This is a genomic window from Cobetia sp. MC34, assembly GCF_018340035.1.
GTDB lineage: Bacteria > Pseudomonadota > Gammaproteobacteria > Pseudomonadales > Halomonadaceae > Cobetia > Cobetia amphilecti.
On the sequence record NZ_JADPPY010000011.1, the window covers coordinates 25,969 to 44,820 of the forward strand.

Here is an 18,852-nt window from a genome sequence, read left to right on the forward strand (position 1 = left end):
TGTCTCCTTGTCAGATCTCCCTGAGAAAGCCGTTCACGGCCCTCTCCAAAGGGAAATCCCGTGTCACCAGTATCGGCAGGCCGGCGCGGATTTTTCCAGTCTGGCCATGCACTTTGCCCCTCCAAGGCTCGCGGCAGTACAATGCGCTCAGTCTGCTTCGCTGATACGCCTGTAAAAGGCGTGCCGAAGACCTGCCTGTTCATGCTTCGCGACTGCGAAGCGTACCGATCAAAGCGACAAGTCGAGGGATCGCTGAGCCCATGCGTGCCAGTCAACTGCTGATTTCCACTCTCAAGGAAACCCCGTCCGACGCCGAAGTCGTCAGCCACCAGCTGATGCTGCGGGCCGGTTTCATCCGTCGCCTGACCTCCGGCCTCTACACCTGGATGCCACTGGGCCTGCGCACACTGCGCAAGGTCGAGCGCATCGTGCGTGAAGAGATGGACCGCTCCGGCGCCCAGGAACTGCTGATGCCGGCCGTGCAGCCAGCCGAGCTGTGGCAGGAGTCCGGTCGCTGGGAGCAGTACGGCCCCGAGCTGCTGCGCGTCGTTGACCGTCACCAGCGCGACTACTGTGTCGGCCCGACCCACGAGGAAGTCATCACCGACCTCGCGCGTCGTGAGCTGAACAGCTACAAGCAGCTGCCGGCCAACTTCTACCAGGTCCAGACCAAGTTCCGCGACGAGATTCGTCCGCGCTTCGGTGTGATGCGCTCACGCGAGTTCGTGATGAAGGATGGTTACTCCTTCCACCTGGGCGAAGAATCCCTGAAAGAGACCTATCAGGTGATGTACGACACCTACGTGCACATCTTCACGCGCCTGGGTCTCGACTTCCGCCCCGTCATCGCCGACAACGGCTCCATCGGTGGCACCGGCTCCCACGAATTCCACGTGCTGGCCGCCTCCGGTGAAGACGCCATCGCCTTCTCCACCGGCTCCGATTTCGCCGCCAACATCGAGAAGTGTGAAGCGCTGCCGGCACCGCTGGGCGAGACGCCTGAGCGCGCGGCACCGACCCAGGAGATGCAGCTGGTCGACACGCCGAACGCCAAGACCATCGCCGCACTGGTCGAACAGCACGGTCTGGACATCGAGAAGACCGTCAAGACGCTGATCGTCAAGGCGGCCGAAGGCGTCGAAGGTGGTCTGATCGCGCTGATGGTGCGTGGCGACCACGAGCTGAACGAGATCAAGGCCGAGCACCTGCCGCAGGTCGCCGAGCCGCTGACCATGGCCAGCGACGAGGAAGTGCGCGCCGCCGTCGGTGCCGGTTTCGGCTCCCTCGGTCCGGTCGGCCTCGAGATGCCGATCATCATCGATCGCAGCGTCGCGCTGATGAGCGATTTCGGTGCCGGTGCCAATATCGAAGGCAAGCACCACTTCGGCCTCAACTGGGAGCGCGATCTGCCGCTGCCGGAAATCGCCGATATCCGCAACGTCGTCGCCGGTGATCCGTCACCGGACGGCCAGGGCGTGATCGACATCGCACGCGGTATCGAGGTGGGTCACATCTTCCAGCTCGGCACCAAGTACTCCGAAGCCATGAACGCCACCGTGCTCGACGAGAACGGCAAGGCACAGCCGCTGTCCATGGGCTGCTACGGCATCGGCGTGACCCGCGTGGTCGCCGCTGCCATCGAGCAGGGCAACGACAAGGGCGGCATCGTGCTGCCGGAAGCCATCGCGCCCTTCCAGGTCGCCATCGTGCCGATGAACGCCCACAAGTCCGTGCGCGTCAGCGAGACCGCCGAGCGCGTCTATCAGGAGCTGACCGCCGCCGGTTACGACGTGCTGCTGGATGATCGTGATCTGCGCCCGGGCAACAAGTTCGCCGACGGCGAGCTGCTGGGCATTCCGCATCGCCTGGTGATCGGTGACCGCGGTCTCGACAATGGCGAGTACGAGTACAAGGGTCGCACCGATGGCGAAGCGACCATGATCGCCGTCGACAGCCTGCTGGACTTCCTGGCCGAGCGCAGCGCGAGCTGAACTCGAGCAGCCTGAGCCACTCGCTCACGGCTGGCGCTATCGCAGCACCCAAGACAGCCCGCTCCTCTTCTCGAGGGGCGGGCTGTCTCGTTATCTGCCTTCCTTGAACTCCCCATTACCGTCAACGCCGCGGTAACGGCATAATGGCGCCATGACTGATACGCAGGGACTGCGCATGACCATCTCATCGATTTCCCCTTCAGCGCCGCCCGTAAAAGGCGCTGCAGGCGACACCCCACTTCGCCGCCTGCGCCCGTGGCTGGCCGCTGTCCTGCTGACGTTGAGCGCCGCGTCTACCGGACTGACAAGCCCCCCGGTGCAGGCCGCCGCCGCGATCCCCGAGCATGGGCTGTCGCCGGGGCTGCGTGACAGCCTGCGCGAGGCCTTGGCCGAGCCCGAGGCCTTCGAGGACCCCATCGATGCCCTGCATTGGGTATTGAGCATGCAGCAGCGCCTGGAGCGCTACATGCCGGACCGCGCCGCGCGCATCGACCTTCTGCGCAAGGTGCGCCGCGAAGCGACGCGCACAGGCCTGGCGCCGGAGCTGATCCTGTCCGTCATCCAGGTCGAGAGCGCCTTCAAACCCACCGCGGTCTCCCACGCCGGTGCTCGCGGCCTGATGCAGGTCATGCCGTTCTGGAAGCGTGAGATCGGCGAGCCCGACGACAATCTGCTCGACCAGGACACCAGCCTGCGTTACGGCGCCACCATCCTTGCCCACTATCTCAAACGCGAGAAAGGCGACATCACCGATGCGCTGGCACGCTACAACGGCAGCCTCGGCAAGACCTGGTACCCGGAGCGGGTGATGCGCGCCTGGACCACCCGCTGGTGGTATCAGGCGCCGGCGCCCTTCGTCGCCGAACGCTCGCCCGAAGGCCTTGTCGACACCGCCGACGAAGACGCGTCACGACGCGCCGAGACCAGCAGCACTGAGCCCGGCCAGTCCGAGCCACGCCACGGCCTCGAGCAAAGTGGTGGCGTTGAGCAAGGTGAGGTTATCGAGCAACACACCGGCGCTGCGCAAGGCCAGCACCCGCTCGCCGCCGAGGACACCTTCGATGGCCCTGCCAACCGCTCGCTGGCCGCCGGCGGCAGTCCCTGACAGGCCCGACAGCGCCTGACAGACCCGACAGCAGGTGATGACAGCAGCTGTTGCCGAGAAAAGCAGCAGACACGAAAAAGCCTCGCCCGGAACACCGGGCGAGGCTTTCTGCTTACCGCTTGCGATCAAACCCGCTGATCGTCAGACCAGGGTCGGGCCTGCCGTGATGATCGCCTCATCCACGCCGGCGAACTTCTTGAAGTTCTCGACGAACTTGGCTGACAGGTCACGCGCCTTGCTGTCGTAGGCAGCACGGTCTTCCCAAGTCTCACGCGGGTCGAGCAGGCTGGAATCGACGCCCGGCACGCGCACCGGCACATCCAGGTTGAGCACGTCGATGTGACGCGTCTCGATGTCCGCCAGAGCGCCGTTCTGGATCGCGCTGATGATGCCGCGCGTGGTCGGGATGGAGAAGCGTGAGCCGCCCTCACCGTAGGAGCCACCGGTCCAGCCGGTGTTGACCAGGTAGACACGTGAGCCGAAGGCATCGATGCGCTTGATCAGCAGGTCGGCGTATTCACGTGCCGGACGCGGGAAGAACGGCGCGCCGAAGCAGGTGGAGAAGGTGGCTTCGAGACCGGCGGTGGAGCCCATCTCGGTGGAGCCGACCTTGGCGGTGTAGCCGGACAGGAAGTGGTAGGCAGCGGCCTGCTTGCTGAGCACGGACACCGGCGGCAGCACGCCGGACATGTCGCAGGTCAGGAAGACGATGGCATTCGGCTCGCCGGCACGGTTTTCCGGCACACGCTTCTCGATGTGCTCCAGCGGGTAGGCGGCACGCGAGTTCTGGCTCAGACGGTCATCACCGTAATCCGCGCCACGACGGTCATCCAGCACCACGTTTTCCAGCACGGCACCGAACTTGATCGCGTTCCAGATCACCGGCTCGTTCTTCTGGGACAGGTCGATGCACTTGGCGTAGCAGCCGCCTTCGATGTTGAAGACGGTGCCTTCGCCCCAGCCATGCTCGTCATCACCGATCAGGTAACGCGCCGGGTCAGCGGACAGGGTGGTCTTGCCGGTGCCGGACAGGCCGAAGAACAGTGTGGTCTCGCCGTCGTCACCGACGTTGGCGGAGCAGTGCATCGGCAGCACGTCCTTTTCCGGCAGCAGGAAGTTCTGCACCGAGAACATGGCCTTCTTCATCTCACCGGCGTAACGCATGCCCGCCAGCAGGACGCGGCGACGCGCGAAGTTGATCAGCACGACGCCGTCGGAGTTGGTGCCATCACGCTGTGGCTCGCAGGTGAAGTGCGGCGCGTTGAGGATGGTCCACTCGCTCTTGTCCTTGGCATTGAAGCTGTCCGGACGCACGAACATGGTACGCGCGAACAGGTTGTGCCAGGCCGTCTCGGTGGTCACGCGGATCGGCAGGTAGTGCTCGAGGTCAGCGCCGACATGCAGCTCGGAGACGAAGCTGTCGCGCTCGCCGAGGTAGTCCTCGACGCGCTCCCACAGGGCGTCGAAACGCTCCGGGCTGAACGGGCGATTGACGCTGCCCCAGTCGATGGCGTCCGAGGTGGACGGCTCGTCGACGATGAAGCGGTCGTTCGGGGAGCGTCCGCTACGGGCGCCCGTCTCCACGACCAGCGCGCCGTTGTCGGCCAGACGTCCTTCGCCGCGAGCCACTGCCAGCTCGATCAGCTCTGCGCTGCTGAGATTGGTGTGAGTGGTCACCGCACTGTCTTGATGCTTGCTCATTCGCGTCTCCGCGGCTCAGGGCCGCCCTCTCTCTTGATGGCTGAAGCCAGATGCCCGAGGTACATGCCACAGGCTTATTTTGTGATCGATCGTTGCTGCCCGATCGCGCATGACGGCATGCCATGACACCGTCGATACCACCAGCACAGGGCATCCGGCCCTGTGCTGGCAAGGCATTATGGCAAAAAGGGTGTCGGGCGGAAACGCCCATTGTTGCAACACTTTGGCGCAGTCGCCGTCGCCTGACGGACGACGATATGTCAGACAATCATCATCCCCGCGGCCAGCCGCCGGCGCGTCGGGAAATGCTCAATGCACGACGGGGCTTTCGGCGTCAGGATCTTCGATGATCGCTTCCACTTCCGCGGCACTGAAGGAATAGCGGGTATGGCAGAAGTGACACTGGGTGGCCAGCTCGCCCTGCTCGGCGACGATCTGACGCAGCTCGTCGGCGGCGATGCTGTGCAGGGCAGCGCCCAGACGCTCGCGCGAACAGGTGCAGCCGAAACGCAGCGCCTTGGGCTCATAGATGCGCACGGTTTCTTCGTGATAGAGACGATGCAGCACTTCCTGCTGATCCAGCGTCAGCAGCTCCTCGGCCTTGAGGGTCTCGGCCAGGTGTACGACGCGCTCCCAGGCATCCGGGTCCTTGTTGGCGTCATCGTTGGGCAGCTGCTGCAGCATCACGCCGCCGGTGCGCTTGCCATCGGCCATCAGCCACAGACGGGTCGGCAGCTGCTCTGACTGGCTGAAGTAGCTCTCCAGACAGCCGGCGAGGCTGTCCTGATCGATGGCCACGATGCCCTGATAGCGTTTGCCTTCACGCGGGTCGAGGGTGATCACGATCTGACCCTGGCCGACCAGCTCCTGCAGACTGGACTCTTCCGTCGGCAACACCGCCTCATCGCTGAGACGTGCGATGGCGCGCAGCTCGCCGCCGGGGTTCGACTCGGCCATCAGCTGGCGCACGATACCGGTGCCGCGCACTTCCAGCGTCATGGTGCCATCAAGCTTGATGGTCTCGGTCAGCAGCGCCACGGCCGCCAGCATCTCGCCCAGCTGGCGCGAGATGGCCTGCGGGTAGGAGTGACGATCGAGCACCTCGGCGTAGGCCTTGTCGAGTGTGACGATCTCGCCACGCACGTTGGTGGCATCGAACAGGAAGCGCTGGATCTGATCGAAGCTCGGCGCGGCCGCATCGTCAGTGGAATGGGAATCTTGCATGTCGTGTTCGCTCATTAAGGGACCTCAAGGCAGGCGTGAAGAGAGAGCGCACAAGCGCCCCCATGTCAGGCCGCCAACAACGATGTGCTGACACACATCGGTATGGAAATTGTGCCGGTCGGTGCCAAGGCACCCGGCGGTGACTCGCGCTGGCTCAGCTATCGGCATCCTGGCGCTGGAAGCGATGGATGTTGCGACGCTGTTTCTTGTCAGGACGACCGGGAGGCGGCGTCATGCCCTGATTGCCGAGGCGACGCGTCTCGGCCTCACGCTCACGGCGCTCGCGGGACTCCTGCGTCTCCTGATAGAGCTTCTGAGCCTCGGGCGCGCCACGGCGCTGGTCGCTGAGGGCCAGCACCTCGACGACGAGGCGATCCCAGCCCTGCGGCACCTCGATCAGGGCGCCGACCTCGACGGTCTTGGAGGTTTTCACCTTGCCGCCGTTGTACTGGATCTTGCCGCCTTCGATGGCCTTCTTGGCCATGCCACGCGTCTTGAAGAAGCGCGCCGCCCACAACCACTTGTCGATACGTACCTGATCGCTCATGACGCCTCCTTGCCCTCCCCGTCGCTCGAGACTCCGGCATTGGCCACCTCGGGGCCCGCGCCCTGGGTCAGCACTGCAAAGCCGTCCAGGCCGTGCACACGCTCGAAATCACGCGCAGGGCGCTTCGAATCCGGCTGACGCACGCCCAGCAGATGGGCAATGCCATAGGTGTGGGCACTTTCCAGTACCTGGGGATTGTCATCGATGAACAGGGTACGCGCCGGATCGAAAGGCTCGATCTCGTTGAGCTTGTGCCAGAAGGCCTGCTCTTCCTTGGCGTGGCCCAGATCCGCGGACGACACCACGGCGTCGAAGTAGTCGCCCATGCCGGTCAGCGCGAACTTGAGATCGATGCCATGACGGTCGGCGTTGGTCGCCAGCACCACGCGTTGCGGCTGATCGCGCAGCCAGGCGAGGAAGTCCTCGGCCTCATGGCGATAGCCGATCAAATGCTGCACTTCACGCTTCAGGGCGACGACGTCGAGCTCGAGCTCACGGCTCCAGTAATCGAGGCTGTACCAGTTGAGCGTGCCGGACTCGCTGATGATGCGCGCCTTGAGATCGGCCTGCAGCGCCTCGTCGAGGCGGTGCAGCTCGCAATAGCGCCTGGGCAGGTGTTCGAGCCAGAAGTGGCTGTCGAAGTGAAGGTCAAGCAGAGTGCCGTCCATGTCCAACAGCACGGTGTCGATAGTGTTCCAGTCAAGCATCGGATTCTGTCAGCCAGAGGGAAATTTGGCCTCATAGTGTAAAGCATGGCCCACGGGCGCGCATGTGCAACGAGGGGTGATGACGGCTTGTGATTGCCCCGCTCGCGGCGGCCTGCCACGATGAGCGACAGTGTTCTCTCTTCTCATACTGCCTCGCGAGGACTTGCGATGGATGATGCGCCAGATACCGTTCACCCGACCATGAGTCATTCAGACGCCAGCCACACGCTGACGCCGCCGCGGATCGACTCACGCCGCGAGGTCGCACGCTCGCGCCTGTTCGCCGTCGAAGCGCTGGAATTGACCTTCTCCAATGGCGCCACCCGCAGCTTCGAGCGCCTCAAGAGCGGCGGTCACGGCGCGGTGATGATCGTCGCCATGCCCGACCCCGACCACGTGCTGATGATCCGCGAATATGCCGCTGGCCCTGAGCAATATGTGCTGACCCTGCCCAAGGGACTGATCGACCCGGGCGAGGACCCGGTGACCGCCGCCAATCGCGAATTGATGGAAGAATGCGGTTATGGCGCGCACAACATCGAGCCACTGGCCGAACTGAGCCTGGCGCCCAACTACATGGATCACCGCATGAACGTGATGCTGGCGCGCGATCTGTTCGAAAAGCGCCTGCCGGGGGATGAGCCGGAACCGCTGGTCGTCGAGCGCCACCGCCTCGATGAGCTGCCGGCGCTGCTGGCGCGTGAGGACTTCCACGAGGCGCGCGCGATCGCGGCGCTGTTCATGGCCCGCGAACGCCTGCTGGCCGGGGAAGATACCTACAGCCCTCGCTGGTGGTAAGGGCTTGATGGCAGGCATTGCTGGCAAGCACTGGCCACAAGCGCCCGAGGGCCCAGCCCCCCTTCTTTCCTAGCCCTCACACCCAGCTTTACGTGCTCCCATACGACGACAAGCCCCCGCCAGTGGCGGGGGCTTGTCGTTTCACTCGCGATGCGCTCAAGCGGGTCGTGCTGGCGACTCGTTCAGGCACCGCAAGATCCATTGCGGGTCTGGCCTGAGACCAGACCGTCAAGACACGCTTATTCGGTCTTCATGCTGCCATCAGCGGTGTTGGACGAACCGGATTCCGGGCTGACGCCCATGTGGTCTTCGCCTTTATCCATGACCTTGCCGTGCTTGGCGGACTCGGACTGGGCCGTGCCACCTTCCACCATCATGGAATCCTTCTTGGTGTTGGCAGAACCACTATCGGTGTTGCGTTCGGCGTCGTCATGCACCTTGCCATCTTCATGACCCGCAGCAGTACCGCCCTCTACCTTGGTGGAGTGGGCGCCAGTGTTGGCGGAACCGGTGTTGCTGGATTCGTGGTGCTCGGCAAAGGCAGCGGTGGTCGGCAGTGCCAGGGCAGTCGCGAAAAGTGCAGCAGTCAGCTTCTTCATGATCCATCCTCCAGTAGCGGTCTGTTGCAAGAGACGAGCAGATGATTCGCTCGGCCGTTGCCGGTAAGCCTTCAAGAACCCCGAGACTGGATGTCTCGAGTTCCAGGCTCCACAAGACGCTCCTAACTATCTCAACGACGTCTTGTGGTACTGCGTCAAATCTTTGCGGCGCATGTATCGAACACCCTCTATAGCGTCGGCTGCATGTCGGAGCATTTCTCAAAAAACGTCACCAGAGTTGTACCCGAACCTGCTGGTGTCATTCTTGACGAAAGCGCCAATCTGCCGAGGCGTGTTGCGTCACATGCGCCCTGATGCCTAAAGATATGGAACTACAGGGCCGGACTTTCAAGCAGAGAAGGGAAAGAAAAATATCTTTCTTCCAGATTTCCTATACAAGAGTGAGATATCGGCTCGCGTTTAATTAGCGCCCATATGGGCTGCTGGCCGCTCATCAGGCGGCTTGTCGCGCATCGATTGCCTGACGCCATGCATCAAGTGGCGCAAGATGGCTTGCAGTATTTTACTCAACGAAACATTTTGTAACCCTATGACTCCACGACATCGCCCATCTCTGCGGTCATCGGCAGTGGTTGCCACACCTCCCTCTGCAAGCACCGCCATCACCTGAATGACAGGAGACTCACATGCCAGACGTGCTGATCGGGGGACTCGCAGGACAGGGACCCAAGGGCCACATCACGCTAGCCGGGGCACTGGCCAATCGTCACGGCCTGGTCGCTGGTGCGACAGGTACCGGCAAGACCGTCACGTTGCAGGTGCTGGCTGAAGAGTTTTCGCGCATGGGGGTGCCGGTGTTCACCGCCGACGTCAAGGGTGACCTCTCCGGTATCGCCGCGGCGGGTGCCCCGCATCCACGCGTCGATGAACGCCTCGCCAGCCTCGGCATCAATGACTGGCAGCCTCAGGCCGCGCCCGTCAGGCTGTGGGATCTGTTCGGCAAGAGCGGGCATGCAGTGCGCGCCAGCATGGCTTCCATGGGGCCTGAGCTGATGTCGACCCTGCTGGAATTGAACGACACCCAGAGTGGCCTGATGCACCTGGCCTTCGATCATGCCGAGCGTGAAGGGCTGGAGCTGATCGACCTCAAGGACCTGATCAGCCTGCTCAAGCATATCGAGCGTGAACGCGAAGGCTTCGAGGAGCGCTATGGCAGTGTCAGCCCCCAGAGCCTCGGCGCCATGCTGCGCCGGGTGCATGTGCTGGCCACCCAGGGCGGCGAGCGCTTCTTCGCCGAACCGGCGCTCGACATCAATGACATGCTGGCGACCACGGGCGAGGGAGACCAGACACGCGGCTTCATCAATCTGCTCGATGGGTGTGAGTTGATGCAGAGTCCACGTCTCTATACCACCTTCCTGCTGTGGTTCCTGTCGACGCTCTTTCGCACCCTCCCCGAACGCGGCGATGCCGACCGCCCGGTGCTGGTGTTCTTCTTCGACGAGGCCCACCTGCTGTTCGACGCCGCTCCCAAGGCATTGCTTGAGCGCCTCGAGCAAACGGTGCGCCTGATTCGCTCCAAGGGGGTCGGCGTCTACTTCGTGACCCAATCCTCCGCCGACATCCCCGATGACGTGCTCGGCCAGCTGGGCAACCGGATCCAGCATGCCCTGCGCGCCTTCACTCCGCGCGACCAGAAGGCCGTCAAGACCGCTGCCGAGACCTTCCGCCCCAACCCGCCCTCGATACGGCTCAGGTGATCACGGAGCTGGGCGTGGGCGAGGCACTGGTCTCGGTGCTCGACAGCAAGGGCACGCCCACCCAGGTGGAGCGCACCTTGATCGCACCGCCACGTGGGCGGATCGGCCCGTTGAGTGACAGCGAGCGCACAGCGCTGCTGGCAAGCTCATCACTGGCCGGTCGCTACGATGAGGTGATAGACCGTGAATCGGCTCACGAGCGTCTCGAGGCACAACTGACGAGCTCGGCTACGGCCCAGGTTCGGCCACAGGAGACACCAGCGGCTACGCCTGACACCACGCCGCCTGCCACAGAACGGGATGGAAGCGCTCAAGCCGCTGCCAGCCGCGACACCGAGCATACAGGCCCGGTGGCCGAAAGCGCCCCGCGTTCAGGTGGCAGGCAGCGTCAGGGTGTCATGGAGACCCTGCTCAAGTCCGTGATGCGCGCCCTGGGGTCGCAACTGGGACGGACGCTGATTCGCAGTCTGCTGCGCTCCTTCACTCGCCGCTGAGGCTCGCTCCTTTCAGTCTGATACCACGCCAACAGCCTGACGCCTCGCCAACAGCCTGACGCGCTCCTTGGCAAATAGAAGCTTCCCCCGGCAAGCAAGCTCTCGAGACTGAGAGACTCATCCTTCACGAAAAGCAGGACATCACCCATGGTCAAATGACCATGGGTGATGTCCTGCTTTCGCTATCCAAGGCTGCTGACATCATATCGTCGCGCAAACTTCATTCGCTCTCGGCAAGGAGACGCCATACTGATGATTGCTGCTTACCGGCAGCACACCATGACACACACGCGCTTGCCACTACTCTCGGGGAGACTTGACGATGTGCATGAGCAATGAAGCATTGGAATTGTGGCTGAACGACAACTGGTTCTCGATCGAACTGGCGTTGGAAGCCATCGATATGGAAGCGACAGCGGAACCTCAGCTGGCAGAAGCCGCCTGAGCCAACAACGATACGCATGACAACAGCGGGATCCTGCCTGCCCCACCGGTGACATCAGGTGTGAAACGGCACAGGACACGGATGACAGGACAAGCGGCACACAGACTCTGCCACGCATGACGACGCATCATGGTGGGCAGAGAAAGAACTTGTCGGGGAGGCCGTCGATCAGCCATCGACCGGCCTCCCCGTTTCTTTTGTGCCACCACCAGAGTCACGGCCTGGCGCGTCTCCAATCCAGTCGCACCTCGAAAGCCCCGCCAGTCTTACGTGTATGAACAGTTGATTTCCTGCCCCGGCAAAACGCCCGTTCATCGCTCCCAACCGCCATACTCTTTTTTTGGTCATTCCCTCTCCCCGCAACATGCAAGATAAGGATGTCACATGCTGCCTACTCCGCCCGCGCGACCACCCTCTTCGGGGCACTCGAGTCCAGTTGATACCTCAGAGCTCTCACCACAAGCCGCCGCCGCGACTGTCTTCCTCAATGAGAATCTCGGACCCGCCCAGCTGCAAGCGCTGTTTGCCCTGACACTCGCGCCTGCGGGAACCTTCAGCGAACAGCTCAGAGAGTACCTGGTGACCGCTTGCCGCCTGCTGGGGATGACCACCGGCATCCTCGGCCATGCAGAGGCCAACCGCTATGAAATCATGGCGGCGGTCAATCCGCCGCCCGGCAAGGTCGAGGGCGCGATCGCACCGCTGAACGAGACCTACTGCAATGAAGTCGTTGAGCAGGCTGGCTGCATCGCCTACGCCAATATCGCGACCACGCCAGCACTCGAGGCTCATCCGGCCCTCAAGTCGATGCCCTTCCAGAGCTATATCGCCGCCCCGGTATGGACCGAAGGCCGTCTGACCGGCACCGTCTGCTTCGGCGACAACTCACCGCGCGCGGCAGATTTCAGCGCCAGCGATCGTGCACTGGTCGAGACACTGGCCAGCCTGCTGGGAGGCTTGATCGATCGCGAGAATGCGCGCAAGCGGCTGACCAGTGAACTGGGCAACCTGCGCCTCGCCTAACAGGAGATGGAGCTGCTGTTCTCGCGCTGCCAGCTCCCGATGGCGATCATGGACTTCCATGGCCATTGGACACGTCTCAATCCGGCGCTGGCCCAACTGCTGGGGACGGAGAGGAGTGAACTGCAGCGTGGCGCGCTGGAGGATGTCTCCCACCCTGCTGACATGCAGGCCTGTCAGGAGGCGCTTCTGGCCATGCAGGCCGGCGAGATCACCCACTTCGAGCAGCCGCATCGCTATCTGGGCAGACAGGGACAGATCATCGAAGTCATGCTGCATCTGGATGTGATCGACAGCCACTCCGGCGTCATTCTCAGCCAGCACCAGGACCTCAGCGAGCGACGCTCCCACGAGGAGAGCCTGGCCCGCATGCGGCACAAGCTGGCCAGCATGGCGCCCCCGGGCCCGGCCGTGCCGTCGGTGCTGGACAAGCTGTTGCCTGCCGAGATCTTCGAGCAACAGCTGGATGGCGAGATCGCGCGCAGTGCACGCCACGGGCAGCCACTGTCGATCCTGCTGCTCAACGTGGATGCCTTTACCGACTTCAATCGCCAGTACGGCCGCGCCGCAGGAGACCGCGCACTGCAGCAGGTCTCCACCATCCTGCGCAACGCGACACGCAAGAGCGACCTGCTCAGCCAGCGCGACGATGGCTCGCTGATTGCGGTGCTGGGCCAGACAGATTCCAGCGGCGCCATCATCCTCGCCGAGCGCGTCCGCCATGCCACGGCAGAACTGCATGGACTCGATGGGCCGGTCACCTGCAGCATCGGGCTGACCTGCTATCACCCGGCGCCCGATACGCTCACGCTGGCCAACCGGCTCGAGCTCTGCGAGCGCGCCCAGCACGCACTCAAGAAGGCCAAACGCCAGGGACGCAATCGCGTGCGCTTCCTGGAGCTTGAGCCGGTCATCCCGACGGACACCTTCGCAAGCCCCCAGTCACCGAGCGGCTTCCCCTCGCCCGATCTGCCCTGAGTGCGGTCTTTCGTGTGTACGACCTGCCGCGGATGCCCTTCAGGCACCTCCCCATCAACGACAACGGCCACCCCGAAGGGTGGCCGTTGTCGGTTGACTCATTCAGTACTCATTCAGTACTCACAAAGGAGACATACAGGAGTCACACAGGCTTGCGCGGTGTTTCTGCGCAGAGGCCTGCTCAGAGACCGGGTCAGATATCTGAAGCCGATTCTCAGTCCAGCTTGCTCAGGTCGCGCACAGCGCCCTTGTCAGCGGAAGTCGCCAGCAAGGCATAGGCCTTGAGCGCGGCGGAGACACGACGGTTGCGCTGGATGCTCGGCTTCCAGGCATCCTTGCCGCGGGCATCCATCGCTTCACGGCGCTCATGCAGCTCGCTGTCGCTCAGCTTGACGTTGATGGTGCGGTTCGGGATGTCGATCAGGATGGTATCGCCATGCTCGACCAGACCGATGGCACCGCCCGCCGCCGCTTCCGGAGACGCGTGGCCGATGGACAGGCCCGAGGTACCGCCGGAAAAACGACCGTCGGTGAGCAGCGCACACGCCTTGCCCAGCCCCTTGGACTTGAGATAGGACGTCGGGTAGAGCATTTCCTGCATGCCCGGACCGCCCTTCGGCCCTTCGTAGCGGATGATCACGACGTCGCCTTCCTTGACCTTGTCGGCCAGGATGTCTTCCACCGCCTGATCCTGGGACTCACAGACGTAGGCACGGCCTTCGAAGACGAGGATGGAGTCATCGACGCCAGCGGTCTTCACCACGCAACCATCCAGTGCGATGTTGCCGTACAACACGGCCAGGCCGCCCTGAGTGGAGAAGCAATGGTCGTAGTCGCGGATACAGCCCTGGGCGCGATCACCATCCAGGCTCGGCCAGCGCGCGCTCTGCGAGAAGGCGGTCTGGGTCGGGATACCGCCCGGGCCGGCGCGATAGAACTCGACGACTTCATCAGTGGGCGAACGCATGATGTCCCACTCTTCCAGCGCCGCAGACAGCGAGTCGCCATAGACGGTCGGCACCGAGGTATCCAGCACGCCGGCACGATCCAGCTCGCCCAGAATCCCCATGATGCCGCCGGCACGGTGGACATCCTCGATGTGATATTTCTGGGTGTTCGGCGCCACCTTGCACATCTGCGGCACGCTGTGGGACAGCTTGTCGATGTCGGACATGGTGAAGTCGACACCGGCTTCCTGAGCGGCAGCCAGCAGGTGCAGGATGGTGTTGGTCGAGCCACCCATGGCGATATCCAGCGTCATCGCGTTGGCGAAGGCGGCGCGGGAGCCGATGGCACGCGGCAACAGATGCTCTTCGTTGCCTTCGTAGTAACGGCGCGCCAGCTCGACGATGCGATGCCCGGCGTTCTCGAACAGGCGACGACGATCGGAGTGCGTGGCCAGTACGGTGCCGTTGCCCGGCAATGCCAGACCCAGCGCTTCCATCAGGCAGTTCATGGAGTTGGCCGTGAACATGCCCGAGCAGCTGCCACAGGTCGGGCAGGCGCTGCGCTCGATCTCGGCGACCGTCTCGTCGTCGACGCTGTCATCGGCGGCGATGACCATGGCATCGACCAGATCGAGGCCGTGATCCAGCAGCTTGGTCTTGCCGGCTTCCATCGGACCGCCGGAGACGAAGATGACCGGGATGTTGAGGCGCATGGCGGCCATCAGCATCCCCGGGGTGATCTTGTCACAGTTGGAGATGCACACCAGCGCATCCGCACAGTGGGCATTCACCATGTATTCGACGCTGTCGGCGATCAGGTCACGCGACGGCAGCGAATACAGCATGCCGTCGTGGCCCATGGCGATGCCATCATCGACCGCGATGGTGTTGAATTCCTTGGCGACGCCGCCGGCCTTCTCGATCTCGCGCGCGACCAGCTGCCCCATGTCCTTGAGGTGGACGTGGCCCGGCACGAACTGGGTGAAGGAGTTGGCAACGGCGATGATCGGCTTCTGGAAGTCGCCATCTTTCATGCCGGTGGCGCGCCACAGGGCGCGAGCGCCGGCCATGTTACGACCTGCGGTGGTCGTACGGGAGCGATACTCTGGCATGGTAAACCTCATTCAATGCTTGGCCGCTCTCCTGTGCGAAGAGGGACTGATTCATGGAATTGCGCCTGGCGGGGTCAGGAAACTGACGCCGCCCTTCTGCGCAATCCGCTGCAGAATCACTCCGCACGGGAGCGGCTTCTGTTTTGGTCAGGCGGCGCCCCGCTCGGGGTACGCACACCTAGTGTCCAGAGGAGACGCGTGCCTCATGGGTCAACGCTGTCTGCCTAGGGTCAATTCTGTCATGTACCGGCCCCGCTTGCCTACCAGATAGCACCGCCCACGCCATCAGCAGCCCCGAAAGATACCGACAAGCGCCGAAAGCGTTGAATGAAGCGGCCTCTAGTGTGGGCCTGCGGCGGGAGGCGCTGATTACACTGAAGGACGACACATCAGGCAATGCCAGACACCCCACAAGGAACAGGAGTCACCCATGGCCGGAAAATTCGTCATCACTCGGGGCAAGGACAGCAAGTTCTACTTTGCGCTGAAGGCAGGCAACGGCGAGAAGATCCTGCAGAGTCAGGGCTATGCCGACAAGCGCGGCTGCCTGAACGGCGTGGAATCCGTGCGCAAGAATGCCGTCGAGGAAAAACGCTTCACCCGGGAAGTCGCCAAGGACGGACGTTTCTATTTCACCTTGCTGGCCGCCAACAGCCAGCAGATCGGTCGCAGCCAGATGTACAAGTCGGAATCCGGCCGCGACAACGGCATCGCCAGCGTCGGGCGCAATGCCGCCGAGGCGGCCGTCCTCGAGCAACTCGACACCGCCTGAGCACGAGCTAGCCCAGCCCCTTTCACGATCACCCTCCCGATCATTCTTCCAATCGCTCTCCCAGACTTTCCCGGAATCGACAGACCCAAGCCAAGGAAAAAGAAAGCACAGCAACGACAGAGGCCCCGCCAATTGGCGGGGCCTCTGTCGTCTTGCAACCGGCTTGGGGGCTGGCTGCGCTCAGCGCTTGTCACTCACGCCTCGCCGCTGATCACACACTGTTCAATGACGCTGGGCGCTGTCACTGTCGAAGACCACACGCGAGACATCCGCGTAGCGCGCCGCGAAGTGCACGATCATGCCTTCCTTCAGGTATTCCGGCAGCTCATCGTAATCGCGCTGATTGGCCTGCGGCAGGATCAGCTCGTAGATATCACTGCGCCGCGCCGCAATCACCTTCTCGCGGATACCGCCCACCGGCAGCACCTGGCCGGTCAAGGTCAGCTCACCGGTCATCGCCAGCCCCTTGCGCGGCGCCTGATGCTTGGCCAACGACATCAACGCCGTGGTCATGGTCACGCCGGCGCTGGGGCCGTCCTTGGGCGTCGCGCCTTCAGGCACGTGCAGGTGAATGAAGGACTCGTTGAAGAAGTCCGCCTCGGCATCGTAGGCCTCGAGATTGGCCAAAGTGTAGGAGTAGGCGATGTTGGCCGACTCCTGCATCACGTCGCCCAGCTTGCCGGTCAACTTCAAGCCACGTGTCAGGCCATGCACTCGGGTAGCTTCGATGGGCAGGGTCGCACCGCCCATGCTGGTCCAGGCTAGCCCGGTCACCACGCCTTCGCCGGCCAGGACCTTCTCGCGACGGAAGATCGGCGCACCGAGGAATTCCTCGAGGTTCTTGACCGAGACCTTCACGGTCGGCAGCTCCTCTTCCAGCAACTTCACCGCCGCCTTGCGCACGATACGGTGCAGCTGTTTCTCCAGCTGGCGCACGCCGGCCTCACGCGCATAGCCTTCGATGACCTGACGCAGCGCGGCATCACTCAGATTGATGCGCTTCTTGGGGATGTTGTCGCGGGTCAGCAGCTTCGGCCACAGGTGGTGCTTGGCGATCGCCATCTTCTCCTCGGCGATGTAGCCGGAGAGGCGAATCTGCTCCATGCGGTCCAGCAGCGGGCCGGGGATGCTGTCCAGCGTATTGGCGGTACACACGAACAGCACCTTGGAGAGATCGAGGCGCACATCGAGGTAGTGATCGAGGAAGTCGACGTTCTGCTCCGGGTCCAGCACCTCGAGCAGCGCCGAGGCCGGGTCGCCCTGGAAGGACTGCCCCAGCTTGTCGATCTCATCGAGCATGATCACCGGGTTCTCGACCTTGACCTCCTTGAGCGCCTGCACCAGCTTGCCGGGCATGGCGCCCACGTAGGTGCGGCGATGGCCCTTGATCTCGGACTCATCGCGCATGCCGCCGATCGAGAAGCGATAGAACTCACGACCCAGCGCCTGGGCGATGGAGCGCCCGATGGAGGTCTTGCCCACGCCGGGCGGGCCGACCAGCAGCAGGATCGAGCCGCCGACATCGCCCTTGAAGGTACCCTCGGCCAGAAACTCGACGATACGTGACTTCACATCATCCAGCCCATCGTGATCGCGATTGAGCACGGTGCGCGCATGCGCCAGATTGAGCTGATCGGTGGAGGTGATGCCCCACGGCAGCGAGGTCAGCCAGTCAAGATAGTTGCGTGTGGTGCCGTATTCCGGCGAGCCGGTCTCCAGCACCGACAGCTTGTCGAGCTCATCATCGATGCGCGACTGGACGCGCTCCGGCACCTTGAGCTCGTCGAGGCGGCCGCGGAAGGTATCGACGTCGTTCTCGCGATCATCCTTGGAGATGCCCAGTTCACGCTGGATGACCTTGAGCTGTTCGCGCAGGAAGAATTCACGCTGATGCTTCTCCATCTGCGCATTGACCTGCTGGGAGATCTCGGTCTGCAGCTGTGCGACCTCGATTTCCTTGCGCAGCAGGGGCAGCACCTTCTGCATGCGCTCCATCACCGGCAGCGACTCCAGCACCTCCTGAAGCTCAGCGCCCTTGGCCGAGGTGATGGCGGCGGCGAAGTCGGTCAGCGGACCCGGTTCATGCGGGCTGAAGCGGTTGAGGTACTGCTTGAGCTCCTCGCCGTACAGCGGGTTGATCGGCAGCAGTTCCTTGATGCCGTTGATCATCGCCATCGCGTAGGCGCGCGCCTCATCGCTCTCGGCATCGACCGGCTCGCGCGGATAGGTGACCTCGACCAGATAGGGAGGCTTGCGCGACAGCCAGCGCGTGATACGGAAGCGGCGCAGCCCCTGGGCGATGAACTGCACCTGGTCATCGCCATCTTCGGGCTTGTGGACGCGCACGGCGGAGCCGATCTCGGGGAAGTGCTCGACCCCCAGCTCATCGACCTCGACATCGCCGACGAAGGCCAGACCGACAGCATGATGCGGCGTATTGCCGACCAGCTGCATGGTCTCGGCCCAACGCTGCTTGTTGATCACCAGCGGCTGAACCTGGGCCGGGAAAAACGGGCGATTGTGAATCGGCAGCAGGTAGATGCGCTCCGGCAGCTGGTCACCACTCGGCACCAGCCCACCCGAGGCGGAAGAAGAAGGCTCTTGTGACTGGCTGTCATCCTCGAAGCCGGCAAGAATATCGTCGTTATCGGAAATCTCTTCGTGACGTGGCATGCAACCCTCATGAAACCA

At 63.2% G+C, this 18,852-nt stretch carries 13 protein-coding genes and 1 pseudogene; 7 read left to right on the top strand and 7 right to left on the bottom strand.

The genetic code is table 11. The annotated features are described in order from the left end of the window. Positions 1-260: 260 nt before the first annotated feature. The gene (locus tag IZU87_RS07965; RefSeq protein ID WP_213114209.1) at positions 261-1,991 is read left to right on the top strand and encodes a proline--tRNA ligase; all 1,731 of its coding nucleotides are present in this window, start codon (positions 261-263) and stop codon (positions 1,989-1,991) included. A 175-nt stretch (positions 1,992-2,166) separates the two neighbouring features. Beyond that, on the top strand, positions 2,167-3,096 hold the full coding sequence (locus IZU87_RS18035; protein ID WP_213114210.1) for a lytic transglycosylase domain-containing protein: 930 nt from the start codon (positions 2,167-2,169) through the stop codon (positions 3,094-3,096). Between the two features lie 141 nt (positions 3,097-3,237). On the opposite strand, the gene IZU87_RS07975 is transcribed toward IZU87_RS18035, so the two are convergent. The 4 genes from IZU87_RS07975 to yrfG form a co-directional block, all read right to left on the bottom strand. Beyond that, complete coding sequence (locus IZU87_RS07975; RefSeq protein ID WP_213114211.1) at positions 3,238-4,797, bottom strand: phosphoenolpyruvate carboxykinase; 1,560 nt, start codon at positions 4,795-4,797, stop codon at positions 3,238-3,240. Between the two features lie 309 nt (positions 4,798-5,106). Continuing rightward, on the bottom strand, positions 5,107-6,021 hold the full coding sequence (gene hslO, locus IZU87_RS07980) for an Hsp33 family molecular chaperone HslO (protein WP_052384283.1): 915 nt from the start codon (positions 6,019-6,021) through the stop codon (positions 5,107-5,109). A 154-nt stretch (positions 6,022-6,175) separates the two neighbouring features. Beyond that, positions 6,176-6,568, bottom strand: a complete 393-nt coding sequence (locus tag IZU87_RS07985; protein ID WP_192837546.1) for an RNA-binding S4 domain-containing protein — start codon at positions 6,566-6,568, stop codon at positions 6,176-6,178. Continuing rightward, the gene (gene yrfG / locus IZU87_RS07990; protein ID WP_192837545.1) at positions 6,565-7,275 is read right to left on the bottom strand and encodes a GMP/IMP nucleotidase; all 711 of its coding nucleotides are present in this window, start codon (positions 7,273-7,275) and stop codon (positions 6,565-6,567) included. The genes IZU87_RS07985 and yrfG overlap by 4 nt, the downstream gene beginning before the upstream one ends. A 201-nt stretch (positions 7,276-7,476) precedes the next feature. Between yrfG and nudE the strand changes: the two genes are divergently transcribed. Next, positions 7,477-8,073 carry an ADP compounds hydrolase NudE gene (nudE, locus tag IZU87_RS07995; protein ID WP_213114247.1) on the top strand — a complete coding sequence of 199 codons (597 nt, stop codon included), beginning with the start codon at positions 7,477-7,479 and terminating at the stop codon, positions 8,071-8,073. Between the two features lie 239 nt (positions 8,074-8,312). Here nudE and IZU87_RS08000 read toward each other — a convergent pair whose 3' ends face one another. Next, a complete protein-coding gene (locus IZU87_RS08000; RefSeq protein WP_213114212.1) occupies positions 8,313-8,672 on the bottom strand; it encodes a hypothetical protein in 360 nt (119 codons plus the stop codon). A 647-nt stretch (positions 8,673-9,319) separates the two neighbouring features. Between IZU87_RS08000 and IZU87_RS08005 the strand changes: the two are divergent. The 3 genes and pseudogenes from IZU87_RS08005 to IZU87_RS08015 all read left to right on the top strand — a co-directional run bounded on the left by IZU87_RS08005 (position 9,320) and on the right by IZU87_RS08015 (position 13,330). After that, positions 9,320-10,887, top strand: a pseudogene (locus IZU87_RS08005) (helicase HerA-like domain-containing protein). Between the two features lie 829 nt (positions 10,888-11,716). Next, entirely contained in the window at positions 11,717-12,355 is a 639-nt protein-coding gene (locus IZU87_RS08010) for a GAF domain-containing protein (protein WP_213114213.1), read from the top strand. A 6-nt stretch (positions 12,356-12,361) separates the two neighbouring features. Further along, positions 12,362-13,330 carry a GGDEF domain-containing protein gene (locus IZU87_RS08015; RefSeq protein ID WP_213114214.1) on the top strand — a complete coding sequence of 323 codons (969 nt, stop codon included), beginning with the start codon at positions 12,362-12,364 and terminating at the stop codon, positions 13,328-13,330. Between the two features lie 214 nt (positions 13,331-13,544). Here the strand turns inward: IZU87_RS08015 and ilvD are convergent, their stop codons facing one another. Beyond that, positions 13,545-15,389 (bottom strand): dihydroxy-acid dehydratase, encoded by a 1,845-nt coding sequence (gene ilvD, locus IZU87_RS08020; RefSeq protein ID WP_107336223.1) that lies wholly within the window; start codon positions 15,387-15,389, stop codon positions 13,545-13,547. 430 nt (positions 15,390-15,819) lie between these two features. Between ilvD and IZU87_RS08025 the strand changes: the two genes are divergently transcribed. After that, positions 15,820-16,161 carry a YegP family protein gene (locus tag IZU87_RS08025; protein WP_043331370.1) on the top strand — a complete coding sequence of 114 codons (342 nt, stop codon included), beginning with the start codon at positions 15,820-15,822 and terminating at the stop codon, positions 16,159-16,161. Positions 16,162-16,383: 222 nt separating this feature from the next. On the opposite strand, the gene lon is transcribed toward IZU87_RS08025, so the two are convergent. Continuing rightward, entirely contained in the window at positions 16,384-18,834 is a 2,451-nt protein-coding gene (gene lon, locus IZU87_RS08030; RefSeq protein WP_084589197.1) for an endopeptidase La, read from the bottom strand. Positions 18,835-18,852: the final 18 nt, after the last annotated feature.